This is a genomic window from Streptomyces sp. CoH27, from assembly GCF_020181035.1.
In the GTDB taxonomy this organism is placed as follows: Bacteria; Actinomycetota; Actinomycetes; order Streptomycetales; family Streptomycetaceae; genus Streptomyces; species Streptomyces camelliae.
The window spans coordinates 226,246-252,555 of the sequence record NZ_JAIQYY010000012.1 but is presented as its reverse complement, the minus strand read 5'-3'; the positions used below and the strand labels follow the sequence as shown (position 1 = coordinate 252,555).

At 70.6% G+C, this 26,310-nt stretch carries 21 protein-coding genes; 6 read left to right on the top strand and 15 right to left on the bottom strand.

The annotated features are described in order from the left end of the window. The first annotated feature begins 69 nt into the window (after positions 1–69). The 3 genes from LE548_RS22140 (at position 70) to LE548_RS22130 (ending at position 3,972) form a co-directional block, all read left to right on the top strand. Positions 70–1,395, top strand: a complete 1,326-nt coding sequence (locus tag LE548_RS22140) for a PhoH family protein (RefSeq protein WP_225098662.1) — start codon at positions 70–72, stop codon at positions 1,393–1,395. 400 nt (positions 1,396–1,795) lie between these two features. Continuing rightward, on the top strand, positions 1,796–2,497 hold the full coding sequence (locus LE548_RS22135; RefSeq protein WP_225098661.1) for a transglycosylase SLT domain-containing protein: 702 nt from the start codon (positions 1,796–1,798) through the stop codon (positions 2,495–2,497). Between the two features lie 140 nt (positions 2,498–2,637). Then, positions 2,638–3,972, top strand: a complete 1,335-nt coding sequence (locus LE548_RS22130; RefSeq protein ID WP_225098660.1) for an AI-2E family transporter — start codon at positions 2,638–2,640, stop codon at positions 3,970–3,972. Between the two features lie 37 nt (positions 3,973–4,009). On the opposite strand, the gene LE548_RS22125 is transcribed toward LE548_RS22130, so the two are convergent. Together LE548_RS22125 and LE548_RS22120 are read right to left on the bottom strand one after the other, a co-directional pair. Then, positions 4,010–4,543: an alkyl hydroperoxide reductase gene (locus LE548_RS22125; RefSeq protein WP_225098659.1), complete on the bottom strand. Its 534-nt coding sequence runs from the start codon at positions 4,541–4,543 to the stop codon at positions 4,010–4,012. 5 nt (positions 4,544–4,548) lie between these two features. Next, entirely contained in the window at positions 4,549–5,103 is a 555-nt protein-coding gene (locus LE548_RS22120) for a peroxiredoxin (protein ID WP_225098658.1), read from the bottom strand. A 135-nt stretch (positions 5,104–5,238) separates the two neighbouring features. Between LE548_RS22120 and LE548_RS22115 the strand changes: the two genes are divergently transcribed. After that, positions 5,239–6,183 carry a LysR substrate-binding domain-containing protein gene (locus tag LE548_RS22115; protein ID WP_225098657.1) on the top strand — a complete coding sequence of 315 codons (945 nt, stop codon included), beginning with the start codon at positions 5,239–5,241 and terminating at the stop codon, positions 6,181–6,183. A gap of 120 nt (positions 6,184–6,303) precedes the next feature. On the opposite strand, the gene LE548_RS22110 is transcribed toward LE548_RS22115, so the two are convergent. From LE548_RS22110 to LE548_RS22100, 3 genes are read right to left on the bottom strand one after another with little or no spacing between them, the layout of a single operon-like run. Beyond that, complete coding sequence (locus LE548_RS22110; protein WP_225098757.1) at positions 6,304–8,637, bottom strand: FtsX-like permease family protein; 2,334 nt, start codon at positions 8,635–8,637, stop codon at positions 6,304–6,306. Positions 8,638–8,645: 8 nt separating this feature from the next. Next, a complete protein-coding gene (locus tag LE548_RS22105) occupies positions 8,646–9,335 on the bottom strand; it encodes an ABC transporter ATP-binding protein (RefSeq protein ID WP_225098656.1) in 690 nt (229 codons plus the stop codon). Beyond that, positions 9,332–9,856 carry a PadR family transcriptional regulator gene (locus tag LE548_RS22100; protein ID WP_225098655.1) on the bottom strand — a complete coding sequence of 175 codons (525 nt, stop codon included), beginning with the start codon at positions 9,854–9,856 and terminating at the stop codon, positions 9,332–9,334. The genes LE548_RS22105 and LE548_RS22100 overlap by 4 nt, the downstream gene beginning before the upstream one ends. A 333-nt stretch (positions 9,857–10,189) precedes the next feature. Between LE548_RS22100 and LE548_RS22095 the strand changes: the two genes are divergently transcribed. Next, positions 10,190–12,541, top strand: a complete 2,352-nt coding sequence (locus LE548_RS22095) for a transglycosylase domain-containing protein (protein ID WP_225098654.1) — start codon at positions 10,190–10,192, stop codon at positions 12,539–12,541. Positions 12,542–12,616: 75 nt separating this feature from the next. Here LE548_RS22095 and LE548_RS22090 read toward each other — a convergent pair whose 3' ends face one another. The 6 genes from LE548_RS22090 to LE548_RS22065 form a co-directional block, all read right to left on the bottom strand. Continuing rightward, positions 12,617–14,731, bottom strand: a complete 2,115-nt coding sequence (locus LE548_RS22090; RefSeq protein WP_225098653.1) for a SpoIIE family protein phosphatase — start codon at positions 14,729–14,731, stop codon at positions 12,617–12,619. Between the two features lie 343 nt (positions 14,732–15,074). Beyond that, on the bottom strand, positions 15,075–15,764 hold the full coding sequence (locus tag LE548_RS22085; RefSeq protein WP_225098652.1) for a DUF402 domain-containing protein: 690 nt from the start codon (positions 15,762–15,764) through the stop codon (positions 15,075–15,077). Between the two features lie 84 nt (positions 15,765–15,848). Next, complete coding sequence (locus tag LE548_RS22080) at positions 15,849–17,234, bottom strand: aspartate ammonia-lyase (RefSeq protein ID WP_225098651.1); 1,386 nt, start codon at positions 17,232–17,234, stop codon at positions 15,849–15,851. A gap of 179 nt (positions 17,235–17,413) precedes the next feature. Next, on the bottom strand, positions 17,414–17,881 hold the full coding sequence (locus LE548_RS22075) for a hypothetical protein (protein WP_225098650.1): 468 nt from the start codon (positions 17,879–17,881) through the stop codon (positions 17,414–17,416). Beyond that, entirely contained in the window at positions 17,878–18,429 is a 552-nt protein-coding gene (locus LE548_RS22070) for a hypothetical protein (protein WP_225098649.1), read from the bottom strand. Before LE548_RS22070 ends, LE548_RS22075 begins: the two co-directional genes overlap by 4 nt. Positions 18,430–18,755: 326 nt before the next feature. Beyond that, positions 18,756–20,117: a macro domain-containing protein gene (locus LE548_RS22065; protein ID WP_225098648.1), complete on the bottom strand. Its 1,362-nt coding sequence runs from the start codon at positions 20,115–20,117 to the stop codon at positions 18,756–18,758. Positions 20,118–20,207: 90 nt separating this feature from the next. Between LE548_RS22065 and LE548_RS22060 the strand changes: the two genes are divergently transcribed. After that, positions 20,208–21,125, top strand: a complete 918-nt coding sequence (locus LE548_RS22060) for a macro domain-containing protein (RefSeq protein WP_225098647.1) — start codon at positions 20,208–20,210, stop codon at positions 21,123–21,125. Positions 21,126–21,247: 122 nt separating this feature from the next. Here LE548_RS22060 and LE548_RS22055 read toward each other — a convergent pair whose 3' ends face one another. From LE548_RS22055 to LE548_RS22040, 4 genes are all read right to left on the bottom strand, one after another. Continuing rightward, positions 21,248–21,952 (bottom strand): TIR domain-containing protein, encoded by a 705-nt coding sequence (locus LE548_RS22055; protein WP_225098646.1) that lies wholly within the window; start codon positions 21,950–21,952, stop codon positions 21,248–21,250. Then, positions 21,949–23,577 (bottom strand): hypothetical protein, encoded by a 1,629-nt coding sequence (locus tag LE548_RS22050; RefSeq protein ID WP_225098645.1) that lies wholly within the window; start codon positions 23,575–23,577, stop codon positions 21,949–21,951. Before LE548_RS22050 ends, LE548_RS22055 begins: the two co-directional genes overlap by 4 nt. Before the next feature lie 18 nt (positions 23,578–23,595). Beyond that, positions 23,596–24,273 carry a hypothetical protein gene (locus LE548_RS22045; protein WP_225098644.1) on the bottom strand — a complete coding sequence of 226 codons (678 nt, stop codon included), beginning with the start codon at positions 24,271–24,273 and terminating at the stop codon, positions 23,596–23,598. A gap of 247 nt (positions 24,274–24,520) precedes the next feature. After that, entirely contained in the window at positions 24,521–26,182 is a 1,662-nt protein-coding gene (locus LE548_RS22040) for a fumarate hydratase (protein WP_225098643.1), read from the bottom strand. Between the last annotated feature and the right edge of the window lie 128 nt (positions 26,183–26,310).

The window sequence follows — 26,310 nt, the reverse complement described above, 5'->3', positions numbered from 1 at the left end:
TTTCCCGCCCTCCCGGCCCAGCTTCCGCCTCGTCGCTCCCCGACCTCATCCGAGGGGGTACGTCCTTCCGTGGTGACCAGCACAAAGCGCCACAAGCCAGACCGGCGCACCTATGTTCTCGACACCAGCGTCCTGCTGGCCGACCCGAACGCCCTGACCCGCTTCGACGAGCACGAGGTCGTGCTCCCCATCGTGGTGGTCACGGAGCTGGAGGCCAAGCGGCACCATCCCGAACTCGGCTACTTCGCCCGCCAGGCGCTGCGCCTGCTGGACGACTACCGGGTGAAGAACGGTCGCCTCGACGCCCCCATCCCGATCGGGGAGCTGGGCGGGACCGTCCGTGTCGAGCTCAACCACTCGGACCCCAGCGTGCTGCCCACCGGCTACCGCCTGGGGGACAACGACTCCCGCATCCTCGCGGTGGCCCGCAATCTGCAGGCCGAGGGGTACGACGTCACCGTCGTGTCGAAGGACCTCCCGCTCAGGATCAAGGCCTCGTCCGTGGGCCTCCTCGCCGAGGAGTACCGGGCCGAACTCGCCATCACGGAGAACTCCGGCTGGACCGGAATGTCCGAACTGGCGCTCTCCGCCGAGCAGGTGGACATCCTCTTCGAGGAAGGCCATGTGTATGTCCCGGAGGCCTCGGAGCTTCCGGTGCACACGGGCCTGACCATCCAGTCCGAGCGCGGCAAGGCGCTCGGCCGGGTGACCGCCGAGGGCAACGTCCGTCTGGTGCGCGGCGACCGGGAGGCGTTCGGCATCAAGGGCCGCAGCGCCGAGCAGCGCATCGCCCTCGATCTGCTGCTCGACCCGGACGTCGGCATCGTCTCGATGGGCGGCCGGGCCGGCACCGGCAAGTCGGCGCTGGCGCTGTGCGCGGGCCTGGAGGCGGTCCTGGAGCGCCGCCAGCACCAGAAGGTGATGGTCTTCCGGCCGCTGTACGCGGTCGGCGGGCAGGAGTTGGGCTATCTGCCGGGCAGCGAGGCGGAGAAGATGAGCCCGTGGGCGCAGGCCGTCTTCGACACGCTGTCGGCGGTCACCAGCCGCGAGGTCATCGAGGAGGTCACCGCGCGCGGGATGCTGGAGGTGCTGCCCCTGACCCACATCCGGGGCCGCTCCCTGCACGACGCGTTCGTGATCGTGGACGAGGCGCAGTCGCTGGAACGGAACGTCCTGCTGACCGTTCTGTCCCGGATCGGCGCCAATTCACGGGTCGTTCTGACCCATGATGTGGCGCAAAGGGACAATCTGCGGGTCGGCCGCTACGACGGTGTGGTCGCCGTCGTGGAGAAGCTGAAGGGGCATCCGCTCTTCGCCCATGTCACGCTGACGCGGTCCGAGAGGTCCCAGATTGCCGCGCTTGTGACCGAAATGCTGGAGGACGGTCACATCTGACCCGTCCCGCACAGCAGTTGGCGCCGTCCGGCAAAGGCCAAGAGCCTAGCCGGGCGGCGCCTCGGCATGTAGAGCTTTCCGGAAATCCCCAGGGGCAAACGGGATGTGAGCTTTCACACGCAACTCGGAATTGCCAGGCGGCGTCGGGTTACGGCAGAGTCTCGTTCCTGTCAGGCCCCGCATACGACACAGCTGTACCCCCAGCGGTACGGCGCCACGGAAGCACCACCAACTCCATAGAGTTCGTCGTATGCCGCCCGAGCACCACGCGGCGCTCCCTGAAGGGGGAGTTGCCCACCGGGCCCGCGCCTCCCGTGACCCCGCAGTTGGGAGGCCAGTGCCAGGGGCACGATTGCGTCCGCCAGGGTCACCGAAGCGGGCGATGCTGGAAGGAAACCGTGTGAGCCGGATTTCGGTCCGGGGATTCGCAGTGGCCTCGGCCACCGCGGTCACCGCCGTCGGAAGCGTCGTCGGAGTTGCCTCGGGCAGCGTCGCGCAGAACAACAACGACGCCGAGGCGACGGCAGCCGACACCACGCTCCTCGCGGACATACCCGCGGGTCAGCAGGCCCAGGTCCAGTCCGCGTCCCTGACGCAGCAGGCCGACGCCCAGGCCATCGCCGCGGACGCGAGCGCCAAGAAGGACGCCGAGGCAGCCGCCCGCAAGGCAGCCGCCGAGACCGCGTACGCGAAGAAGGCTGCCGCCCAGAAGGCGGCGGACGAAGCCAAGCAGCGCGCCGAGACGAAGGCGGCGGCCAGCCGCAGTGACAGCGGCGGCGGCGACGGCATCTTCCCCGTGCAGTCCTCGTACACGGTGGCGCAGGTGCAGGCCATCGCACGGCAGATCGTGCCGGCGGGCCAGTACCAGTGCTTCAGCAACATCGTGACGCGCGAGTCCACCTGGAACTACCAGGCGGTCAACGCCTCCTCCGGCGCCTACGGCCTCGTGCAGGCCCTGCCCGCCGGCAAGATGGCCTCCGCGGGCGCCGACTGGCGGACCAACCCGGCCACCCAGATCAAGTGGGGCCTGAGCTACATGAACGAGCGGTACGGCAGCCCCTGCGACGCCTGGACCTACTGGCAGGCGAACGGCAACTACTGAGACCGGCCGCGGCTCTCAACCTCGCAAAGCCCCTCCCCGTCCTTAGGGGAGGGGCTTTCGCCCTGTACGGTCGTATCCGGATACCTCCTGGGGGAGGAGAGGTGGCGAGCACGCGGGGACGCGGGGGAAGAGGGCGGATCATGTCGCGAGTGCCAGGGTGGCTCGGCAAGCTCGGTGCCGGACTCACCGAGATCAGCGAGCGCCTGGACGAACGCCGCGCGGAGGTCGAGCAGGAGACCGACCCGAACGCGCCGCTGCCCGACCCCGAACGGCCCGCGCCCGCCGCCCCGGCCGTCGACACCGCGCCGGCCGCCCCCAGACCCGCCCAGCCGGCCGGCCCCCGCCCCGACCCCGTCGAGGCCGTGCCGTGGGGTGTGCGGGTCGCCGCCGAGGCGGGCTGGCGGCTGCTGGTGCTCGCCGGCACGGTCTGGGTCCTGATGAAGGTCATCAGCTCGGTCCAGCTGGTGGTCTTCGCCTTCGTCATCGCCCTGCTCATCACCGCGCTGCTCCAGCCGACCGTCGCCCGGCTCACCCGCCGTGGGGTGCCGCGCGGCATCGCCACCGCGCTCACCGCCATCAGCGGCTTCGTCGTCATCGGTCTGATGGGCTGGTTCGTGACCTGGCAGGTCATGGAGAACGCCGACACGCTCTCCAACCAGATCCAGTCCGGCATCGACGACCTGCGCAACTGGCTGCTGAAGAGCCCCTTCCACGTCACCGACAAGCAGATCAACCAGATCGCCAAGAACCTCCGCGAGGCGATCGGCGCCAACACCGACCAGATAACGTCCTTCGGTCTGGAGGGCGTCCAGGTCATCGTCGACTTCCTCACCGGCCTGCTGCTGGTGTTCTTCTCGACGCTGTTCCTGCTCTACGACGGCAAGCGCATCTGGGAATGGTTCCTGAAACTGGTGCCCGCCGCAGCCCGCCCGGGCGTGGCCGGGGCCGGCCCGCGTGCCTGGCGCACCCTGACCGCCTACGTCCGCGGCACGGTCCTGGTCGCCCTCATCGACGCCACCTTCATCGGTGTCGGCATCTACTTCCTGAACGTGCCGATGGCCGTCCCGCTGGCCGTCTTCATCTTCCTGTTCTCGTTCATCCCGCTCGTCGGCGCGGTCGCCTCCGGCGCGCTCGCGGTGATCGTGGCCCTGGTCACCCAGGGCGTCTTCACCGCCGTCATGACCCTCGTGGTCGTCCTCGCCGTCCAGCAGATAGAGGGCCATATCCTGCAGCCCTTCATCCTCGGCCGCGCGGTCCGCGTCCACCCGCTGGCGGTCGTCCTCACCGTGGCGGCCGGCGGCATGGTGGCCGGCATCGGCGGCGCCGTGGTGGCCGTACCGCTGGTGGCGGTGACGAACACGGTGGTGGGATATCTGCGGCAGTACTCGGAGGAGCTGCGGCAGCAGCAACAGGATGCCGCCGTGGCGGCCGAGCCCGTGGCGGAGAACGCGGAAGACCCCGTCCACGCGGAGTGAACGGGGCCTTCACGGCGGGGGGCGTCCGCGGCGGGACCTACTCGGCCAGGACGGCCTCGGCCTCCAGCGTGACGGCGACGGCCTGGACCACGGAGGCGATCTTGAACGCCTCCTGGATCACATCGCGCTCCACGCCGGCCTTGCGCAGCACCTGCTCGTGCGAGTCCAGGCACATGCCACAGCCGTTGATCGCGGAGACCGCGAACGACCACAGCTCGAAGTCGGTCTTGTCCACGCCCGGGTTGCCGATGACGTTCATCCGCAGGCCCGCGCGCAGGGTGCCGTACTCGTGGTCGGACAGCAGGTGACGCGTCCGGTAGAAGACGTTGTTCATCGCCATGATGGCGGCCGCGGACTTCGCCGCGGTGTACGCCTCCGGCGTCAGGTTCGCCTTCGCCTCCGGCTCCAGCTCACGCAGCACGATCGGGGAACGGGAGGCGATGGCGGTCGCCAGCACCGTCCCCCACAGCTGCTGCGCCGGCAAGTCGGAGTTGCCGATGACCGAGCCCAGGTTGAGCTTCAGGTCCTTGGCGTAGTCCGGGACGCGGGACTTCAGGGAGTCGAGGGACATCTCGGTCACTCACCGGCCAGCAGCGCGACCGGGTCCAGGGTGTCGTCGCCCTTGCTCCAGTTGCACGGGCACAGCTCGTCGGTCTGCAGGGCGTCCAGGACCCGCAGGACCTCCTTGGGGTTACGGCCCACGGAACCGGCGGTGACCATGGTGAACTGGATCTCGCGGTTCGGGTCGACGACGAACACCGCGCGCTGCGCGAAGCCGTCCTCGCCCTCGATGCCCAGGTCGCGCATCAGCTCGTGCTTGGAGTCGGCCATCATCGGGAACGGCAGGTCGGTCAGGTCCGGGTGGTCCTTGCGCCAGGCGTGGTGGACGAACTCGGAGTCACCGGAGAAGCCGAGGATCTGGGCGTCGCGGTCGGCGAACTCGTCGTTCAGCTTCCCGAACGCGGCGATCTCGGTCGGGCAGACGAAGGTGAAGTCCTTCGGCCACGCGAAGACGACCAGCCACTTGCCCTCGTAGGACTTGTGGTGGATCTGCTCGAACTCCTTGCCCTTCTCCAGCGAGACGCAGGCGGTCAGTTCGAACTCGGGGAACTTGTCACCGACAGTGAGCACACGCTCTCCTTGCAGCGAAGAAGCGCCCCTTTTGAGGGCGCTTCCCGTGTGGGTTGGACGTGGCCGATGGTGGCACAGGGTGCATTGATTAGTGAAATAGCTACACTCGGTCATGTTGATCGGAGGTAGTTATCAGTGACCATCAGTAACGGCAAGCGGAGGCAGCCGAGCCTCGCACAGCTGCGTGCCTTCGCCGCCGTCGCCGAGCATCTGCACTTCCGGGACGCGGCCGCCGCGATCGGGATGAGCCAGCCCGCCCTGTCCGGTGCGGTCTCGGCACTGGAGGAGACCCTCGGCGTGACCCTCCTTGAGCGTACGACGCGCAAGGTGCTGCTCTCGCCCGCCGGTGAGCGGCTCGCGGTGCGGGCGAAGACGGTACTGGAGGCGGTCGGCGCGCTGCTGGAGGAGGCCGAGGCGGTCCGGGCGCCGTTCACGGGCGCCCTGCGCCTCGGGGTGATCCCCACGGTCGCGCCGTACCTGCTGCCGACCGTGCTGCGGCTGGTCCACGAGCGCTATCCGCACCTCGACCTCCAGGTGCACGAGGAGCAGACCGCCAACCTGATCGACGGCCTGCACTCCGGCCGCCTGGACCTGCTGTTGCTGGCGGTCCCGCTCGGCGTCCCCGGCGTCGTCGAACTCCCGCTCTTCGACGAGGACTTCGTGCTCGTCACCCCGCTCGACCACGGGCTCGGCGGCCGTGAGGGCATCCCGCGCGAGGCGCTGAAGGAGCTGAACCTGCTGCTCCTGGACGAGGGCCACTGCCTGCGCGACCAGGCCCTCGACATCTGTCGGGAGGCCGGCCGCGAGGACGCCCCGGTCACCACGACGGCCGCCGGCCTGTCGACCCTGGTCCAGCTCGTCGCCGGCGGCCTCGGCTGCACGCTGCTGCCGCGGACGGCGCTGAAGCTGGAGACGGCTCGCAGCAGTCAGTTGCTCACCGGGTCCTTTGCCGACCCGGCGCCGAGTCGTCGTGTCGCCTTTGCCATGCGGGCGGGTGCGGCGCGCTCCGCGGAGTACGAGGAGTTGGCCGTGGCTTTGCGGGGCGCCTTGCGGCCGTTGCCGGTGCGGGTGCTGGAGTAGCGCTCCGGGGAGGGTGGTTCCCTGGGGGCGCGGCTGCGGGTCCGTGGTGGCTGGTCGCGCCCACGCGGCGGAGCCGCATATTGATACAGCCCCGCGCCCCTATGGGGCGCCCCAGCCGGCCTACTCCGTCCGCAACCCGTCCGGCCGCATCAGCCTCAGCAACGGCGGCAGGCTGAGCAGTGTCACCGCCAGCACCACCCCCGCGCCCGCGCCCGTCATGGACAGCACGCTCGGCCAGTCCACGCCGATCGTCGCGCCGGCCATCTTCAGCAGGACCGCGCCCAGGGTCAGCCCCACGGCCGAGGCGAGCAGCAGGCCCAGGGCGACCGGGATCGCCGTCTGCCACAGGACCGACAGGCTCAGGGTGCGCCGCCGGGTGCCGAAGGCGACGAGGGACGACAGGAGCTTCCTGCGTTCGCGCAGCTGCTCCAGCTGGGAGACCAGCAGGCTCGCGCCGATCAGGATCAGGACACAGACCGCGCCGACGGAGACACCGGTGCGGATGGAGGTGAACTTCGCGGACTGCTCGGTGGCCGACCACACCATCGTGTCCGCCAGCGGGTCGATCGCCGCCGCGGTGTTGCGGACGTGCTCCTCCGCGTCCGGCACCGACTCGTCCACCGAGAGATAGACCGCCCCGTTCAGCAGGCGGCTCATCCGCTCGGGCACGGCGGCCGGGGTCAGCAGCACACTGCTGTCCTTGGTGCCGCTCGGGCCGGTGATCGCGGTGGCCTGCTTCAGATGGCCGGGTACGGTCCAGGGGACTTTGGTGCCGTAGCCCCTGCCGTTGCTGGTGTCGACCTGGAGTGTGCGGCCCGGCCGGACGAGCTTGGCCATGTCGGCGTTGTTGTCGTCGCCCTCGGCCACGAACACGTCCCCGTCCGTGCAAGAGGTCAGCCGGGCGACCTCGCGCAGGGCGTCGCAGGTGCCGACGGTCACCGCTGCCGTGGCGCTGGGCCCGTGCTGCCAGTCCCGGTCGCCCAGCTCGGTGCTGCCGAGCGCGGTCGCCTTGCGCACCCCCCGGGTGGCGGCGAACTTCCCGGCGGACGGCACGAAGTCGAGGCCCCGCGACAGATTGACCTGCATCTGGACGCGGTTCGGGTCCCGCCCGGTCCTCTTGGTGTAGTCGCCCTGGACGCCCGCGAACAGCATCTGCATCGCGACCGCCCCGGCCACCGCGACCGCGATGCCGTTCACCATGCGGGCCGCCGCTCCGCTGCTCAACTGGAGCCGCCGTACGGCCAGTTGCCAGGCCAGCCCGCCGCGCCCGAGCCGGGCCACCACGGCCTCCACGACCCACGGCAGCAGCGCGGTCACGCCGATGAGCAGCAGCAGCACGCCGCCGATCACCAGGTACGCGTTGAAGTCGCCGTTCTCCCGGCCCTGGCCGATCATCGGCGCGAGGCAGGCCAGCCCGCCCAGCGGCAGCAGCAGCCGCCACCACAGCCGGCGGCGCGTGGGCCGGGCCGTACGGACCACGCCCAGCGGCTCGATGACCACCCGGCGCAGCGCGAACAGCGTGACCAGCACCGCTGCCGCCGGCACCGCGACCGAGACCAGGGCGGCCAGCGCGGGGGAGGGGTTGAGATAGCTGGGGAAGACGCTGATGTCCATGATCTCGACCGAGCCCGCGAGCTGCCGGCCGACCAGGAAGAAGACCGTGCCGAAGACCAGCCCGACCAGCGAGCCGGCGAGCGCCTCGCCCGCCGCGATCCGCCGGGTCATCCGGGTGTCGGAGCCCACCAGCCGCAGCGCGGCCAGCCTGCTGTCGCGCCGCTCGCCGCCGAACCGTACGGCCGTGGCGATGAACACGGCGACCGGGGTGAGCAGCACCGCGAAGACGACCAGGATGAGGAGGATCAGGACCGGGTCCATGGTGTTCGACGACGCCAGCAGGCGCCCGTACTGGGTGATCCGGGCGGTGCGCGAGCCGTCGATGCGCGGCGCGAGGTCCGTCGCGCCGGCGTAGTAGGCCAGTTCGCGCGAGCCGATCAGTCCGCTCTCGCCGATCGTCCCGCTGATCCGGTACGGCAGCCGCTCGCGCAGCAGTCTGCCGTCGGCGGAGCCGAGCAGTTCCTTCAGGGCGGGGGAGACGACCATCTCGCCCGGTGCGGGGTACGCCGACAGGCCCGGGGCGAGGGGCGCGCGCGGCCCCTCGGGCTGCACCAGCCGGCCGCGGACGTCCTTGCCGTGGTACGTCGTGTCCGCGTCGGAGATCACCAGGGTGTTCGCGGCCTTCGCCCGGTTCGGGCCGTAGGTGTAGTCCATGCGCGCGTCGTCGCGGGCGTGCCGTACCGACAGCGCGTTCGGGATCGCGGTCGTGAGCAGCAGCAGGGCCACGCCGAGCCCGACGCCGACGGCGGTCAGCAGCACCCGGATGTGGCCCTCGCGCCCGCCCGTGAAGGCGAACTTGACGCCCATGCCCAGATCCCGCGCCCATTGACGGGCATGCAGGCGGGCGGTCATACGATCCGCTCCATGTCCCGGGACTTGCCGTCGCGTACGACGATCTCCCGGTCGGAGTAGGCGGCCACCCGGGCCTCGTGCGTGACGAGGACGACGGCCGCGCCCGCCGAGCGGGCCGCGTCGGTCAGCAGCTCCATCACGCGCTCGCCGTTGAGGGAGTCGAGCGCGCCGGTCGGCTCGTCGGCGAAGATCACCCGGGGTGCGGTGACCAGCGCCCGTGCCACCGCGACCCGCTGTCCCTGGCCGCCGGAGACCTCGCCGGGCCGCTTGCCCTTCAGGTCGTCCACCTCCAGGCGCTCCAGCCAGCCCAGGGCCGCCTTCTCGGCCTGCTTGCGCGGGGTGCCGTTCAGCCGCAGCGGCAGCGCCACGTTCTCCACGCAGGTCAACTCGGGCACCAGCTGGCCGAACTGGAAGACGAACCCGAACTCGGAGCGCCTGAGAGCGCTGCGCTCGGCGTCGTTCATGCCGGCCAGTTCCCGGCCGTCGTAGACGATGGACCCGGAGTCCGGCGGCACGATGCCCGCGAGGCAGTGCAGCAGCGTCGACTTGCCGGAGCCGGAGGGGCCCATGACGGCGACGACCTCGCCGGGGTGGATGGAGAACTCGGCGCCGTCGAGCGCGACCGTGGGGCCGTAGGCCTTGCGCAGGTTGTCGGCGGTGAGCAGGGAGCCGGCGGGTGCGGTCATCGGGTCACCGCCGCACGGAGCTTGTCCAGGCGTGCGGCGGTCAGCTCCAGCCAGCGCAGATCGGCCTCCAGGTGGAACAGCGCGTGGTCGCAGATCAGCTGGTCCGCGAGGTCGCCCTTGCGTTTGCGGTCGGTCAGGATCCGCATGCTGCGCAGGTGCTCGGCGCGCTGGCCGTCGAGGATGTCGGCCGCGTCGCGATGGGTCAGCAGTGCGAGGACGACCTTGGTGTACAGGGTCGACTGGAGGTACTCCTCGGGCTTCTCCGGGGTCGCGAGCCAGCGCTCGACGTCGGTGATGCCCGCGTCGGTGATGGCGTACCGCTTGCGCTCGGGACCGCCGCCCGCCTCGATCCCGTCGACTTCCACGAGGCCGTGCTTCAGCAGCCGGGACATCGTGGAGTAGACCTGGCCGTAGTGCAGCGGCCGGTCGTGACCGAATGTCTCGTCGAAGGCCCGCTTCAGGTCGTAGCCGTGCCGCGGGCCGGACTCCAGGAGCCCTAGAAGGGTGTGACCGATGGACATGCCGAGCACTCTACACACGGTGTATACGTGGCGTGTATACGCGGCGTGTGTAGATCATGGCCTGGTGTATCGCGGTGCAGGTGGGGGCCGATTGTCACGATCCCGAAACAGGCGGACCGCCTCTGCGCGGGACTTCCCGTGATCTCCTCGGCGTCGCCGCGCAACGACAGACTTTCCGTGCCGAAGCAACCCTGTGACCTCCAGAACCGTCGGTTTCCTTGGGGCGGGTGCTGATTGTCACGTCCGCAAAAGAGCGGATCGGACGCCCTTTGTCATATAGGCGGGTGTTAGCTTTCGGAGCTGACCCCGAGACGGAAGTGAGCGTAGGGACCGATGGGACGAGCGGAAGAGAGACGAGCGCGACAGCGCGGTGGCCACCGCGCGGCGCCCAAGCGCCGCCGCTCGCAGCCCGCGCAGGCGGCCACCGGCTCACGGTCCGCCCCGGCCGGCGCCAAGCCCCCCAAGGGCCGAATACGCCGGCTCTTCACCTGGAAGAAGATCCTCGGGACCTTCTTCGGGCTCTGTCTGCTCGTCGTGGGCGCGTTCATCGCGCTGTACATGACGATCAACATCCCGGAGGGGAACGCGGCCGCCCAGTTGCAGAGCAACATCTACAAGTACAGCGACGGCACGATCCTCGCCCGCACCGGCGAACTCAACCGGGAGAGCGTCGACCTCGCCGAAGTCCCCAAGGATGTCCAGCACACCTTCGTCGCGGCCGAGAACAAGACCTTCTACCAGGACTCCGGCGTCGACCTGAGGGGCACGGCCCGCGGCATCCTCAACACCCTGGAGGGGCACGGCACCCAGGGCGGTTCGACGATCACCCAGCAGTACGTCAAGAACTACTACCTGGACCAGAACCAGACCGTCACGCGCAAGCTGAAGGAACTGGTCATCTCGCTGAAGCTGGACCGCCAGAAGTCCAAGGACTACATCCTCGCGGGCTACATCAACACCAGCTACTACGGCCGCGGCGCCTACGGCATCCAGGCCGCGGCCCAGGCGTACTACCGCAAGGACGCCAGGAACCTCACGGTCGAGGAGGGCGCCTACCTCGCCGCGCTGCTCCAGGCGCCGAACCAGTACGACTGGGGCATCGCGACCGACACGGGCAAGAAACTGGCGCAGGCCCGCTGGAACTACGTCCTCGACAACATGGTCAAGCAGCAATGGCTGGACGCGGGCAAGCGCCAGGCCATGAAGTTCCCGGTACCGAAGGCGCCCAAGGCGGCGCCCGGCATGAAGGGACAGACCGGCTACCTGGTGGACGCGGCCAACTCGGCCCTCTACAAGCAGCTCGTCGCCCAGGGCGACGCCGCCACCCTCAACGACGCCGAAGCACTGGTGAAAAAGGGCGGCTGGACCATCACGCTCAACATCGACAAGAAGAAGCAGCGCCGGCTGGAGCAGGCGGTCACGGAGCAGCTGACCAGCAAGCTGAACGCGAAGAAGCGCTCCGTCGACGGCGACGTCCAGCCCGGTGCCGTGTCCGTCGACCCGAAGACGGGCAAGGTCCTCGCCATGTACGGCGGCGTGGACTACTTCAAGCACTTCACCAACAACGCGACCCGCCGCGACTACCAGCCCGCCTCCACCTTCAAGCCGGTGATCCTGGCCGCCGCCGTGGACCAGGGCGCCCAGACGCAGGACGGCCGGGCGATCGGCGCGAGCACGATCTACGACGGCACGAGCGGCCGCCAGGTCGTGGACCATGGCAGCAAGGTCGGCTTCGGCCCGCCGAACGAGGACGACACGAACTTCGGCAACATAACCGTCCAGACGGCGATGAACCAGTCCGTCAACTCCGTCTTCGCGCAGATGGGCGTCGACGTGGGCATGGACAAGGTGATGGCCACCGCCGGCAAGCTCGGCATGGACACCAAGGGCATGGAGGCGGTCCCCGCACAGACGCTCGGCTCCATGGGCGCGAGCCCGATGGAGATGGCCGGCATCTACGCGACGCTCGACAACCACGGCAAGAAGGTCACCCCGGCGATCATCAAGTCGGCCGAGCACAAGGACCGCACCGTCAACCTCCCGGACCCGGTCGGCGACCAGGTGATCAGCCGGACCGCCGCCGACACGGTCACCTCCGTGCTCACCGGCGTGGTCGACGACGGTACGGCCAACAAGTCGGTGGCCAGCAACCCGGAGCGCAACGGCCAGCAGGTCGCCGGCAAGACGGGCACGTCCGACAACAACAAGTCGGCCTGGTTCACCGGCTACACGCCCGGCCTGGTCACCTCGGTCGGCCTGTTCGGCGAGTCCGCCTCGACCCACGCCCAGGTTCCGCTGACGGGCGCCACGGGCCTCATCACCACGGGCGGCGGCCGCATCAACGGCGGCAGCTATCCGGCGCTGATCTGGGCCGCGTACACCTTCGGGGCGATGGGCGACGTCAGCAAGTTCGACCTGGACACCACGCAGGGCGCGGCGGTGCAGCCGAGCTACACGCCGACGACCCCCTCGACGCCGTCCAACACGCCGTCGAAGACGCCGACCAGCAAGCCGCCGACGACCACACCGCCCACGCAGCCGCCGACCAGCAAGCCGCCGACGACCACGCCGCCCACGCAGCCGCCGACGACCACGCCTCCCACACAGCCGACGACGCAGCCGCCGACGGCCCCCGTCACGGGCGACCCGCTCAATCCGGGCGGCGGCCAGAACGCCGGCCAGTAGCGGCACACAGGCGAAGGGCGCCCGGGGACTTCCCCGGGCGCCCTTGCGCCGTCCTGTGCTGTCCTGCGCCGCGCCTCAGCCCCGGTTCAGCTCGAACCAGACCACCTTGCCGTTGCTCAGCCGCGTCGCGCCCCAGCGCCGGGCCAGCTTGTTGACCAGGAACAGGCCGCGCCCGCCCTCGTCGTCGGCGCGGGCCTGGCGCAGCCGGGGCAGCTGCGGGACGTCGTCGCCGACCTCGCAGCGCAGCACGTCGGTGCGCAGCAGCCGGAGCGTCACCGGCCGGGACGTGTACCGTACGGCGTTCGTCACGACCTCGCTGACCAGCAGCTCCACCGCGTCCGTCAGGTCCTCCAGGTCCCAGCGGGCGAGCGCGCGGCGGGCCAGCCGACGGGCCTGGCCGGGGGCCGTCTCCTCGGGGTCCAGCCGCCAGTACGCGACATCGCTCGGCGCGATCCCGTCGAAGCGGGCCGCGAGCAGCGCGATGTCGTCGTCCCGGTCGCCCGGCCCGAGCATGTCCAGCACCTCGTCGCACAGCGCTTCCAGCGGCGGCGGATGGTCCGGGCCGGTCAGCCGGGCGGTGGCCGCGAGCTTCTCCCGCAGCTGCTCGATGCCGGTCCAGACGTCGCGCAGCCGGGACTCCACCAGACCGTCGGTGTAGAGAAGCAGGGTGGCTCCGGCGGGCGCGTCCAGCTCGACCGCCTCGAAGTCGACCCCGCCGACACCGATCGGCGCACCGGGCGGCACCCGCAGCACCTCGGCCCGGCCGCCCAGGTGCAGCAGCACCGGCGGCGGATGACCGGCGTTGGCGATCGTGATGCGGTGCGTGACCGGGTCGTAGACGGCGTACAGACAGGTCGCCATGCGGTCGGTGCCCAGCCGCTGCGCCTGCTCGTCCAGGTGGTGCAGCACCTCCTGCGGGGGCAGGTCCAGGTTGGCCAGCGTCTGCGCGGTCGTCCGCAGCTGGCCCATGATCGCCGCCGAGGTCATGGAGTGCCCCATGACATCGCCGACGACCAGCGCCACCCGGCTGCCGGGCAGCGGGATCGCGTCGTACCAGTCGCCGCCGACCCGCGCGGTCTCGGCGGCCGGCAGATAGCGCGAGGCCAGCCGCACCCCGGTCGGGCGGGGCAGGGTCTCGGGCAGCATGGTGCGCTGCAGCTCGTCGGCGATGTAGGCCTCCCGGCCGTACAGCACCGCCTTGTCGATGCCGAGCGCGCTGTGTGTCGCCAGCTGCGCCGCGACCAGCAGGTCGTCCGCCTCGAACGCGAGCCGCTCCGGGCGGCGCAGGAACAGGGCCGCGCCGATCACCCGGCGCCGGCCGCGCAAGGGGGCGAGGATCGCGTGCTGGCCGGACGGCACGAGCGCGTCACCGCCGTCGCCGAGCAGCTCGGGCAGCGCGGCCCGCGCGGCGGGCGCGTCGGCGAACACCGGCCGCACCCCGCGCAGCACCTCGTTCAGCGCGCCGCCGGGACGCACCTCGCACAACTCGGTGGTGAGCGAGGACAGCTCGGCCAGGGCGCTCGCATCCGGCTCCGGCTCGAAGGCCGGCGGCAGCAGCACCTCGTCGGTGTCCCGCTCCTCCGGTATCCGGTCGGTCCGGCGCAGCCGCAGCACCACCGGACCCGTGGGCCGCTCGTCGCCGACCGGCAGCGGGTCGCGCAGATAGACCAGGATCGCGTCCGAGAACGTCGGCACGGTCGCCCGGCACAGCCCCATCACGATCTCGTCCAGATCGAGGCCGCGCGCGATGCGCCGGGTGGCCGCGCCCACGAACCTCAGCCGGTCCCCGTCGCGCCGCATCGGCATCGGCCGGCCCGGCGGCAGTCCGCGTCCGGTACGGCGGTCCTGGCCGCCCGGCGAACGCTCCTGCTCGGCACCGGGCTGGGGCGGAATGCCCTCCGGCGCCGGGCGCGGGCGGTGTGCGCCGGCTTCGGCGGCGGCGGGCTGGGAGTGCTCGGGGCCGTTGACTGGGGGCTCCTTCCCCTTGCCGACCGGGGGCTGCGTCCCCTTGCCGTCCTGTCCCTGACCACAGGGTGTGGCCGTGCCCGGTCCCGAGGACGCTCCCTCGGCCCGGGCCTGCACCGGTAAGGCGGAGCTGCCGGGGGAGTCCGGGGTACGCAAGAGCGCCCCGCGGGCCTCCGCGGGGTCGGCGCCCTGGGGGCGCTCGTAGGAGGTGGGCTGCTCCGTCACGCGTGTCGCATCCATCCGTCCGGGGCTGCGCGCCCGGCGCGCAGTTGGTCCCGCAGAAATCCCGATACCCGCAATACGTGTCCCAGGAACGGAATTCCCGCGTGCTGAGAGGTTGTTCCTGTGCCGGTGGTGTGGCCGGCCGTGTTGCCCTGGTGCCCCTCGCTCACGTCCTGCCGCCCCTCGATGACGATCGGTCAGACCCGGTGCATGCGCCGGGAGTTGCTCATGTGCGAGCACCCGCCACCCGACCACCGCCCCTCAACGACAGTGCTTCGCACTGACCCTGATGACATGTTTGCGGAGGACGATCCTACGTTTCTTGCCCGGGGGCGCATCAAGGGTCTCATGAGGACACGTGCGCAGGCGTACGGTCCCAGTCCTCGGGGAGAGAAGGTACCGCCCAGGACGGATCCGGGCGCCAGTGCTGCCAGCCGTCCGCGAACGGCACCCCCCAGGCCTCGATCGCCTCGACCGCGTCCCGCCCCGCCGCCCGTGCCGTCTCGGCCGTCCGCGCGTCCATCAGCCCGTCCCGCTGGGCCTGCGCGAACTCGTCCTCGTCGCGCCAGTGCCAGCTGCGGTCCGGCTGTACGGAGATGTCCAGGAAGTAGTCCTCGGAGTCCACTCCGCCCGCCCAACGGGCCAGCGGCTGCTCCAGATTGACGTACCAGTTCTTGAACCGCCAGCCCGGCTCCCAGAACAGCCACACCGACCAGGGCCGGCCGGGCTGGGCGAGCTTCAGCACACCGGTGCCGAACCAGTGGTCCCGCTGCACCGTGCGCGGCTTGGTGTAGCGGGACCGCAGCGGCTCCATGTGCACCGGGGTGCCGTCGGCCAGGACCGGCTTCACACACTCGGTGCCGGGGGCCAGCCACACGGCGAGCAGGTCCGCGTCGTCGCGTACGACGGTGACGGGCCGGGCGATATGGAAGCGGGCGCCGGCGTTCTCCCGGTAGCGCCACAGGATCCTGGTCCCGGGAGTCCAGTAGCTCGCAGTTGCCGCCGCCGTGGGTGTCATCGCTCCGTCGTCCGTCATGGACAGATATTAGGTGCCGTAGACATGCGACGCTGCGGTGCGGGTCACGGTTCCGCGCCGCAGGCCGGAAAGGTTCGCTCGCGGTTACGGGCGCGTCATCCTGAGGACATCCAGCGCCTCGTCGAGCTGCTCCAGCGTCAGGTCACCACGCTCGACGTAGCCGCTCTCGATGACGACCTGACGGATGGTCTTCCGCTCGGCGAGGGACTTCTTGGCGACCTTCGCGGCCTCCTCGTAGCCGATGTACTTGTTGAGCGGGGTGACCACGGACGGGGACGACTCGGCGTACTCCCGGGCCCGCTGCCGGTCGGCGGTGATGCCGTCGACGGTCCGGTCGGCGAGCAGGCGCGCCACGTTGGCGAGCAGCCGTACGGACTCCAGCACGTTCTTGGCGATGACCGGAAGCATGACATTCAGCTCGAAGTTCCCTGCGGCGCCGGCGGTGGTGATGGTGGCGTCGTTGCCGATCACCTGGGCTGCGACCATCAACACGGCCTCCGGTACGACCGGGTTGACCTTGCCCGGCATGATGGACGACCCGGGCTGCAGATCCGGGAGCCGGATCTCGGCGAGCCCGGTGCGTGGCCCCGACGCCATCCACCGCAGATCGTTGGCGATCTTGGTCAGCCCGACGGCGATGGTCCTCAGCTGCCCGCTGGTCTCCACGATCCCGTCCCGGGCACCCTGCGCCTCGAAGTGGTCCCGGGCCTCGGTGAGCGGCAGCCCGGTGGCCTGGGCGACCTCCTGGATGACGGCGGCGGAGAACCCGGGCGGGGTGTTGATCCCGGTCCCCACGGCGGTCCCGCCCAGCGGCAGCTCGGCGAGCCGGGGCAGGGAGGCGCTGAGCCGCTCGACGCCGTACCTGACCTGCGCCGCGTACCCGCCGAACTCCTGCCCCAGGGTCACGGGTGTGGCGTCCATGAGGTGGGTCCGCCCGGACTTCACGACATCGGCGAACTCCTCGCTCTTGCTGGCGAGGGAGTCGGCGAGGTGGGTGAGGGCCGGGATCAGCTCGTGGGTGACGGCGGCGGTGGCGGCGATGTGGATGGAGGAGGGGAAGACGTCGTTGGACGACTGCGAGGCGTTGACGTGGTCGTTCGGATGCACGTCCCGCCCGAGCCGCTCACTCGCGAGCGTGGCGATGACCTCGTTGGTGTTCATGTTGGACGAGGTGCCGGAGCCGGTCTGGAACACATCGACGGGGAAGTGCTCGTCCCAGTCCCCACGGGCGACCTCCGCCGCCGCCTCCTGGATCGCCTCGGCGATGTCCTTGTCGAGCACCCCGAGCCGCGCGTTCACCTTGGCGGCGGCGCCCTTGATCCGGGCGAGGGCCTCGATGTGCGCGCGCTCGATGCGCCGGCCGGAGATGGGGAAGTTCTCGACGGCGCGCTGGGTCTGGGCGCGCCACTTGGCGTGCGCCGGGACCTGGACCTCGCCCATGGAGTCGTGCTCGATGCGGTATTCGCTCATGGCAGTTATAGCGATCGGGCACGTGGGGTTGTTCCGGGGGTTACGCTGAGTGAGCGATTGATTGCCGGCCCGGGTGTCGTTCGTGGCGGCCGTGGGTGAGGCCGGGTTCGGCGCATGACCCGCTGTGGGGGTGCGGAGAACTCACCGCACCCCCACAGAAGCTCGCCGTCCCTGCGCAGCTATGCGTGTGGAGCCTGCAAGGCGGCGATGCGCCAGGCGACAGCCGCGTCCGTGGTCAGTTTCAAGGCCGAGTCGTCCGGTCGGAACGCTCCGCGGCTGTTGTAGATGGCTCCGGGACTTCCCTCGCAGGTGGCAATGCCGAGCAGAAGCCGTCCGGACTTGTCCGCCACCTTCAGCGGGCCTTTTCCGGAACAGCTCACGGCGATTACCAGATCGCCGCTCTTTCCCGCACCGGGAACGGAAGGTGAGGAATCGCCTTTTCCGCGAATGTTGATAAGTGTCTTCGTCCCGGAAACGGATTGCCCGTATATCGACGGATCGACGAGATCGCCGCCCTGCTGAGCGGAGCCGGAAGGAGAGGCCGCGGTCGGTGAAGCGTGCTTGGACGGCTCATGCCCGGATGACGAACAGGCCGCCAGGCCGAGCAGGAGCACCGCGGTCCCGGCCGCGCTCAGCTGCCGCCTCATGACGAGGTGTGCCAGAACGTGGGGACGTGGTACGGGAAGACGGCCGTGCCCTGCCGGGCGACGTGCCACTTGCAGGCACCGGTGTCGGAGCCGTACTCCCAGTGCATGCTCTTCTCGTCGGCCCCCGCGTGCAGGTAGCCGACGCTGGTGGGGACCTTCCAGGTGGAGGAGTAGGACACCTGGGCCGTGATGGCCTTGGCGAGCGACACGCTCACCGACTCCTTCGCGTTGGCGAAGATGACCCCTTCCTCCGCGGACACCGTGCCGGTGACGGTCCCCGTGACCGTCACGCCCCGCGTGAGGGTGATCCCGATGGTCTCGTCCTTCGTACCCTCGACGCTGCTCACCATGTCCTTGTACCGGTGCTGGACGGCACTGAAGCGGTAACCGGGGTCCGGCGGGCACCCGTCGGGGTGCATCGTTCCCGCCGCCACCTTGCTGGAACCTTCCGCCGCGAATGCCACCCCGGTCAGTTGGGTGGTGCCCACAAGGGCGAGGGCCGCGGAGGCGCCAATGAGTGCAGCGGCGCGCTGTGTATTCTTCTTCACTTATTCCCCCTGTGCGGCCGAACGGGTTCGGCCTGCTGGTCCGGCGGCCACTTCCTGGGCTGCGCTGGCATGAGCATGCCGTGCCACTATTGGCCTGTCAAGGAATTCCCGGGAACCAGCAGTTTCCTCAAAAGCACCTCAAATTCGAGGAGTTGTGGAACCCGGATTTCGGATTGCACCCCGGCCGTGCCCGCCGCACCGGAAGCGGTCCGGAAGCGGTCGGTGGCTGCCGGCGGAAGCGGGGGCCGGGCTTTGCTGGGGGAATGCGCAGTGCGGGGGGAGTGCGGAGTGCTGGGGGAGTGCGGAGACCGACGTGCCGCGGGCGGTCAGTGCGGCGTGGCCTGCGGGGCGGCCGGCCCCCGTTCGTCCACACCGCGCAGGTACGCCTCGACCGCCGACAGGTCCGTGCGCCCCAGGTCGCCGGCGCGCAGGACGATGCGCAGCTCCGGGGAGACGGCGGGGTCCTGGCGCAGGCTCTGGGTGAACGTCTCGACGATCAGCAGCAGGAGCTGGGTGCGGTCGAGCTCGACGATGCGGGCCAGGCCCGCGCCGATCAGCGGAATCGCCACCGGCTTGAACAGGCCGTGCAGGGCGACCGACGGCCACAGCCGCTCCAGGCTCAGCCGCAGGTCCGCCGGGCCGGAGCGGGCCCGCAGATCGTTGCCCAGCCGGGAGTACGCCACGGCGAAGACCCGGCGTCTGCCGACCGGCACCGCCACCACCGTACCGATGGGGAAGCGGGCGCGCCGGCCACGCCGTTTCATCCGGAAGCTCTCCGTGGACAAGGGCGTGAACTCACCCAGGCCGCGCCGCAGTTTGTCGTCGAGGAGCCGGTGCCGGCCCTCGAAGAGCCGGTCGACCAGCTGGCCCTGCACACTCTCCCGACTGATCACGACGTCGTCGGCGAAGGTGTCGAAGGTGTCGGAGAACCCCACGACCAGATTGGCGTCCTCCTGCTCGAACAGGTCACCGCGCACCACGACCACGTCCACCCGCAGCCCGCGCAGGGTGTGCCGCAGCAGCTCACCGCCGTACCGCTCGCGCAGCCGGGCGTTCAGCCGGGCGAGGACGGCGGCGGCCTCGGGGTCGTCCGGCCGCTCCCGGGCACTCTGTTCGGCCACCGGCAGCGCCAGGTCGTAGCGGCCCAGCGCGGTGTGCCCTTCGACCAGCTCCCGCAGCGCGGTCTCCCGCAGCCGGGTCAGCCGTCGAACCGGTGCGCTCGCGAACTCCTCGTCCGCCACCTCGGTCAGCGGCCGGCCCCGCCACAGCCGCAGCGCGTCCGTGAGCAGCCGTACGGCCGAGGCGGGTGCCGCGTGCAGCGCGTCGCCGACCAGACGGGTGAACTCGGCGCTGTCCAACTCCTGGCCACTCAGGTCGAGTCGATAGGTGCTCTGGGCGCCACGCGCGGACGGCAGCTGTCCGGTATGGATGATCCGGGCGCCGTACCCCGGCCCGGCGAGGTCGAACGCGCGCCGCAGCTCCAGGATCCGCTTCTGCACCTCGTTGCGGTTGCGCAGCTCCTGCCGCGGCAGTTCGACCGTCTGCTGCCAGACGTCCTGGTACAGCCGGCGCGCGGTCACGGCCTCGCCCTCGGCGGCGACCAGCCGCACCAGCAGCCGGGCCGTCAGCGGGGTCAGCCGTACCGGAGTGCCGTTCACGTCCAGCCGCACGGGGCCCAGGACGCTCACGCGTACGCACGATGTGCCGGTCTGCACGCGCCTCGCCCCCCTCCGCCGCGTGACTGTGCGTCAGCGTACCAACACGACCTGGAGGGAATCATGCGATTGTCCGGTTCGCACCGCGCCGTGCGCCTCCGCCTCCGTCTGCGGCTTCCGGGGTCGCGGCGCGGCCGGCGGATGTTCGCGGGCAGCGTGCTGGCCGCCTTCGGCGCCGTCTCGGCCGTCGTGCAGTTCGTCGGACAGCTCTTCCCCGGCACCGTGGCCCGCCCCGGACCGGTCCTGGCCGGCTCCCTCGCCCTGTGCCTCGCCTGGGGACTCGCCCGAGGGCGCCCGCGGTCCGCGGTGCGGCAGGAGTTCCGGCGCCCCGGTATGACGGTGGTCGTCGAGGAGGGCGACCTCTTCGAGCAGCCGGGCCATCTGGTGGTGGGGTTCACCGACACCTTCGACACCCTGGTGGACGACGGCGTCGTCATCAACGACGGCAGTGTGCAAGGCCAGTTGCTCACCCGCCGCTACGACGGCGACGCCCGGCGCCTGGACGCGGAGCTGGCCGCCGCGCTGCACGGGGTGACTCCGCTGGCGCGGGAGAGCGCACGGGACAAGCCGCGGGGCAAGCGGGACCGGTATCCCATCGGGACCGTCGCCGCCCTGGGCGGCCGGCCGGAGCTGGTCTTCGCCATCGCCTACAGCCGGATGGGCAACGACTGCGTCGCCTCCTCCAGCGTGCACGACCTGTGGTTCGGCCTGGACCGGCTGTGGGACGCCGTCCACCGGCACGCCCAGCTCGAACGCGTCACCATGCCGCTGACCGGCGCGGGACTCGCCCGGCTGCACGACCTCGACGAGGACAGTCTGCTGCGGTTGATCCTGTTGTCGTTCGTCACCCACTCGTGGGAGCGGCTGGTCTGCCGCGAACTGCACGTGGTCGTCCGCCCCGGCGAGCTGGCCCGGATCGACCTGCCGGAGGCCGGCGCCTTCCTGGCCGGCCTCGCGGCGGGCGCCCGGCGGCACGTCTGACAACGGACACCCGCCGGGCGGTGGTGCCGGACACCCGCCGGGTGGTGGTGCCGGACATCCGCCGGGCGGTGGTGCCGGTGCGGTACGGGCCCCTCCCCCGGTCACCGGGCCCGTACCGCGGCTCAGCGGACCGGCGGCACCGCGCGCCCGGTCCGGCCGTACGCCGACAGATGGCGGTACGGCCAGGTCTGACGCCAGTCCGAGCCGGTGTCGTTGACCTTGCAGCCCGCCAGCTTCAGCCGCTCGACGACTTTGCCCAGCGCGGTCGCCGAGCCGTCGAACCGGATGACGTTCATGCCCGCGATGTCGGAGATCGTGCGCAGCGCGCCGATCTCCACCAGCAGCGTGCGCTCCGGGCACGCCATCAGCAGCAGACCCAGTTCGATCAGCACGTTCGGCCGGGGCTGACCGGTCGGCTCGCTCTCGTACGGCGGCTCGTTCGGGCCGTGCAGGTCGGGGTGGAGCTGGACGACGTCGTCCGGGGTCAGCAGCACCAGCGCCGCCTGGGCCTGCGCGGGCGCCTGCGCGATGACCTCGCCGAGGAACGGCGCCGTCTTGCCGGTGGCTCTGACCAGGTCCTCCCACTCCAGCGGACGCAGATCGAGCAGACGCAGCAGGTCGAACACCTTCATCCGCGCCTCCTCGTCCCGCCCGTGGACGACGAAGACGTTGCGGGCGCGGTCCGGTGCGGGACCGGCAGCGCCCTGGACCGGGACGGCCGCCGGGACGGCCGCCGGGGGAGCGTCGTAGAAGTTCTGCGTCCCCGAGTTCACGGTGCCGCTGTTGTCGTTCACGTAGTTGTTGTGGTGCCCGTTGCCGGTGCTCATGCGGATCCCGCCCCCTGGCCGCCGCCCTCGGAGCCGCGATGGAAGTTCTGCGTCCCCGAGTTGACGGTGCCGCCGTTGTTGTTGTTCACGAAGTTGTTGTTGTCCCCGTAGCTGTTGAGGATGTTCGTCTGGCGGGCCTCGTGCTCCGCCAGGTCCACGTTGTGCTCGTGCAGGAAGTCCCGGATCACCTGGAGCAGTTGGCGCTCCACGATCTGCGTGTACTTGATCGTGTCCGTCTCCTGGAAGAAGACGTGGAAGTCGTCGCTCGTCGCCATCTCCCGGATGCTGGTGAGCGCCCCGCGGTTCAGCACGGTGTCCGCGTAGCGGCCGAGGCGGAACTCACTGGTGTCCGACGGTTGCAGCACCAGGATCCGGGTCTTCCCCCACCGCCAGGGCAGCAGGCCCGGCAGCCGGGAACGCAGCTGGGCGAGGACCGGACGCACCGTGGCCCCGGGCGTGGCGCGCAGGGTGTGCCACGCGACCCTGAGCAGCAGCCGGCCGGTCAGGGCGGCGGGGAGCCGGTCCACCAGATGGAAACTCGCCTGGATCGGCGCCAGCACATACGAGTAGAACTCGGTGTGCAGGGTGTTCCCCTTGAGGTCGAAGCCGACGAACGCCGTGGTGACCAGCTCCTGGTTCCACGTGCCCACCCGCACACACAGATACGCGCGCCGCGCGCCGTAGCCGTCCTCCCAGGGACCGTCGTGTGCGCCTCCCTCCGGCTGCTCCCACACACCGAGCCGGGTGACGGCGGTGGTGAACGTGCTCCGCTCGACGGCGAGCCCCTCGATCCGCTCCGCCTGCCGTGCCCGGTCGCGCAGGTCCGCGGTCATGCGCTCGGCGACGTACGAGGTGATCTCGTCGGTGGTGAAGGGAACGACCTCCTTCCGCTGGGGTTCCTGACCGTGCACGACGGTGGCCCGCGATATGCCCGGACCGGGCTGGTTCCGGTCCTGGTACTGGTGCTCGTGAAGGAAGGGGTGCTGGTCGGCCGAGGGGACCGGCGCGCCGATCAGCAGCTCGGCGGTGGACCAGCGCCGCACGGGCTCGCCCGCGCCGACGAACGGCTTGTAGCCGCCGTAGCGGACCAGACTGCCGTCCGACGTCTGCTCCCGGTCGATCTTGGCCACCAGCTCGGGCGTCAGCCGCGGATGCTCGGGATAGGAGGCGTCGAACCCGCTGGTCCCGCCCTTCGGGTCGGTACGGCCGCGCAGCCGGGACACCAGCGTCTGCAGGGTGACGACCCGCCGCAGATATGCGGTGACCCACACCAGCCACAGCGCCGTCAGGAACCCGGCGAACGCGTTCAGGACGCCGGCGGCCATGAGGACGAGCGTGACGCCGAGGCCCGCGCCGAGGACGGCCAGCCGGGCGCGGTGCAGCCGGCGCGCGGCCAGGGCGTGCGCGAGCACGGGCACCGCGTCGTACCCGTACGACGGTGCCACCACCCGGAACCGGTGGGTCAGCAGCTCGCGGATGACGGTGGCGCGGTACTCCGGGTCGAGATAGGTGCCGGCGCACAGCAGCCGGGTGGCGTCGCTGGTGGCGTCCCCGGACGTGCGCCCCGGGGCGGGCCCGGTCGGCTCCGGTGGCGGAGCGGAGCGGGAAAGGATGTCACTGGCCATGTCTTCACTCCGCTCTGCTCAGCCGGTGGGGGTGATCGAGGCAGCGGTGATGATGCCGTTCACCACGGTGTACCGGCCGCTGTACGACTTCTGCGTGCCGTCGGTCTGCCGGGCGACGATGCGCACCGGGACGGTCGTGCCGTCGGCGGGGTCGACGGTGACGTCGTCCCGTTCGGTACCGGCGAAGCCCGCCACGAAGGAGGAGTAGGACGAGTCGAGGTTTTTGCCGCCGAGGTCCCAGGCGGTCCGGAAATCACGGTTGTTGATGGCCGCGAAGTAACGCTGGACCGTCGAGGTGGGATCGGCGGTGCCTTCGGTGCCGGCCGTGATGCTCGTGCTCCGGGTGTCGGACGGGCTGGGGGAGAGGTCCGTGGCGTCGGTGCCGGAGGCGGGTGCCTCCGGGGTGGCGCCGTACGTCGCGGAGGTGTCCGGTGGGGAGGTGTCCGGCGTGGAGAAGTCCGGAGTGGGGGTGTCCTGCACGGCCGGATCGGTGACGGACGGCTGGAAGGAGTAGCCGCCGTAGCCGCTCACGGCCCTGCTGGTCGATCCGCTGGATCCGCCGCTGCTTGAGGCGAGTTGGGGCAGTACGCCGGTCAGCAGGATGAGCAGCAGCGGGACACCGGCGATGATCAGTGCGTACATCCGCTCGTGGCCGGCGGCGGGTAACAGGTTCGGTGGCCGGTAGGTCTGGTTCATGGGCCCTCGCAGTCCCCGGCTGTCCGCCGGGTCTCGCGCGTCTCTTCGGTACGAACGGAGTCACCTTGCCCGACAACCGCCCGACCGTGGCCGGTTTCACCGCTTCCGAAGCGCTTCCGATCCGGGTGCGGCGGACCCCGGACGCACGGGAGCCCCCGGCCGTTCGGCCGGGGGCTCCCGTGGTGAACGTCGGCTGGGGGCCGGTTCCTGATTGCGATCCTCGGCCACCCTCAGGCGGCCGCCAAGCTCAGGAAGAGCGCACCGGGATGCTGGTGAACGTGGGCACGGGCGCCGGGTCGGTGAAGAAGTCGTTGCCCTTGTCGTCCACCACGATGAACGCGGGGAAGTCCTCGACCTCGATCTTCCAGACGGCCTCCATGCCGAGCTCCTCGTACTCGACGACCTCGACCTTCTTGATGCAGTCCTGGGCGAGGCGGGCGGCGGGGCCGCCGATGGAGCCGAGGTAGAAGCCGCCGTGAGAGTTGCAGGCGTCGGTGACCTGCTTGCTGCGGTTGCCCTTGGCGAGCATCACCTTGGAGCCGCCCGCCGCCTGGAACTGCTCCACGTAGGAGTCCATGCGGCCGGCGGTCGTGGGACCGAAGGAACCGGAGGCATAGCCCTCGGGGGTCTTCGCCGGGCCCGCGTAGTACACCGGGTGGTCCTTCAGGTACTGCGGCATCTCCTCGCCCGCGTCCAGCCGCTCCTTGATCTTGGCGTGCGCGATGTCACGGGCCACGACCAGCGGGCCGGTCAGCGAAAGCCGGGTCTTGACCGGGTACTTGGTCAGCTCGGCGAGGATCGTGTCCATCGGCTGGTTCAGGTCGATCCGCACCACGTCGGAGGACTCGTCGAGATGCTCGTCCGTCGTCTCCGGCAGGAAGCGCGCCGGGTCCGTCTCCAGTTGCTCCAGGAAGACACCCTCGGCGGTGATCTTCGCGACGGCCTGGCGGTCGGCCGAGCAGGAGACGGCGATCGCGACCGGGCAGGAGGCGCCGTGGCGCGGGAGCCGGATCACGCGGACGTCGTGGCAGAAGTACTTGCCGCCGAACTGCGCGCCGATGCCGATCTTCTGCGTCAGCTCGAAGACCTTCTGCTCCAGCTCCTTGTCCCGGAATCCGTGGCCCAGCTCCGAGCCCTCCGCCGGGATCTCGTCCAGGTAGTGCGCGGAGGCGTACTTCGCGGTCTTCAGCGCGTACTCGGCGCTCGTACCGCCGACGACGATCGCCAGGTGGTACGGCGGGCAGGCGGCCGTGCCCAGCGAACGGATCTTCGCCTCCAGGAACTTCATCATGGAGGCCTCGTTCAGGACGGCCTTCGTCTCCTGGTACAGGAACGACTTGTTGGCGCTGCCGCCGCCCTTCGCCATGAACAGGAACTTGTAGGCGCCGCCGTCGGTCGCGTACAGCTCGATCTGCGCCGGGAGGTTGGAGCCGGTGTTCTTCTCCTCCCACATGGTGAGCGGAGCCATCTGCGAGTAGCGCAGGTTCAGCTTGGTGTAGGCGTCGTAGATGCCGCGGCTCAGCGCCTCCTCGTCGCGGCCCTGCGTCAGCACGTTCTGCCCGCGCTTGCCCATGACGATCGCCGTGCCGGTGTCCTGGCACATCGGCAGCACGCCCGCCGCCGCGATGTTCGCGTTCTTCAGCAGGTCCAGCGCGACGAACTTGTCGTTGGCGCTGGCCTCCGGGTCGTCGATGATGCGGCGCAGCTGGGCGAGGTGGGCCGGGCGCAGGTAGTGCTGGATGTCGTGGATGGCCTCCTCGGCCAGCTTGCGCAGCGCCTCCGGCTCCACCGTGAGGAACGTGCGCCCGTCCGGCCCCTCGACGGTGGACACGCCCTCGGAGGTCACCAGCCGGTACGGGGTGGTGTCCTCTCCCTGGGGGAGCAGATCGGTGTACGCGAACTCAGGCATCTCAGCCCATTCCTCACTGTGACGGACGGCCGCCCGCCGACGCTGGCGGGCCTCACCAGCCTAGGACCTGCCGCCGACGCGGAACCTGTGAGGTAAGGCTCAGTTCGCGACACGCGCGTTTTCCACAG

What these genes read in the sequence shown, in the direction of transcription:
- LE548_RS22130 (WP_225098660.1), top strand. Translation starts at nt 2,638, where the DNA reads ATGTCGCGAGTGCCAGGGTGGCTCGGCAAGCTCGGTGCCGGACTCACC.
- LE548_RS22125 (WP_225098659.1), bottom strand. Translation starts at nt 4,543, where the DNA reads ATGTCCCTCGACTCCCTGAAGTCCCGCGTCCCGGACTACGCCAAGGAC.
- LE548_RS22105 (WP_225098656.1), bottom strand. Translation starts at nt 9,335, where the DNA reads ATGACCGCACCCGCCGGCTCCCTGCTCACCGCCGACAACCTGCGCAAG.
- LE548_RS22100 (WP_225098655.1), bottom strand. Translation starts at nt 9,856, where the DNA reads ATGTCCATCGGTCACACCCTTCTAGGGCTCCTGGAGTCCGGCCCGCGG.
- LE548_RS22095 (WP_225098654.1), top strand. Translation starts at nt 10,190, where the DNA reads ATGGGACGAGCGGAAGAGAGACGAGCGCGACAGCGCGGTGGCCACCGC.
- LE548_RS22085 (WP_225098652.1), bottom strand. Translation starts at nt 15,764, where the DNA reads ATGACGGACGACGGAGCGATGACACCCACGGCGGCGGCAACTGCGAGC.
- LE548_RS22080 (WP_225098651.1), bottom strand. Translation starts at nt 17,234, where the DNA reads ATGAGCGAATACCGCATCGAGCACGACTCCATGGGCGAGGTCCAGGTC.
- LE548_RS22075 (WP_225098650.1), bottom strand. Translation starts at nt 17,881, where the DNA reads ATGAGGCGGCAGCTGAGCGCGGCCGGGACCGCGGTGCTCCTGCTCGGC.
- LE548_RS22060 (WP_225098647.1), top strand. Translation starts at nt 20,208, where the DNA reads ATGCGATTGTCCGGTTCGCACCGCGCCGTGCGCCTCCGCCTCCGTCTG.
- LE548_RS22055 (WP_225098646.1), bottom strand. Translation starts at nt 21,952, where the DNA reads ATGAGCACCGGCAACGGGCACCACAACAACTACGTGAACGACAACAGC.
- LE548_RS22050 (WP_225098645.1), bottom strand. Translation starts at nt 23,577, where the DNA reads ATGGCCAGTGACATCCTTTCCCGCTCCGCTCCGCCACCGGAGCCGACC.
- LE548_RS22045 (WP_225098644.1), bottom strand. Translation starts at nt 24,273, where the DNA reads ATGAACCAGACCTACCGGCCACCGAACCTGTTACCCGCCGCCGGCCAC.
- LE548_RS22040 (WP_225098643.1), bottom strand. Translation starts at nt 26,182, where the DNA reads ATGCCTGAGTTCGCGTACACCGATCTGCTCCCCCAGGGAGAGGACACC.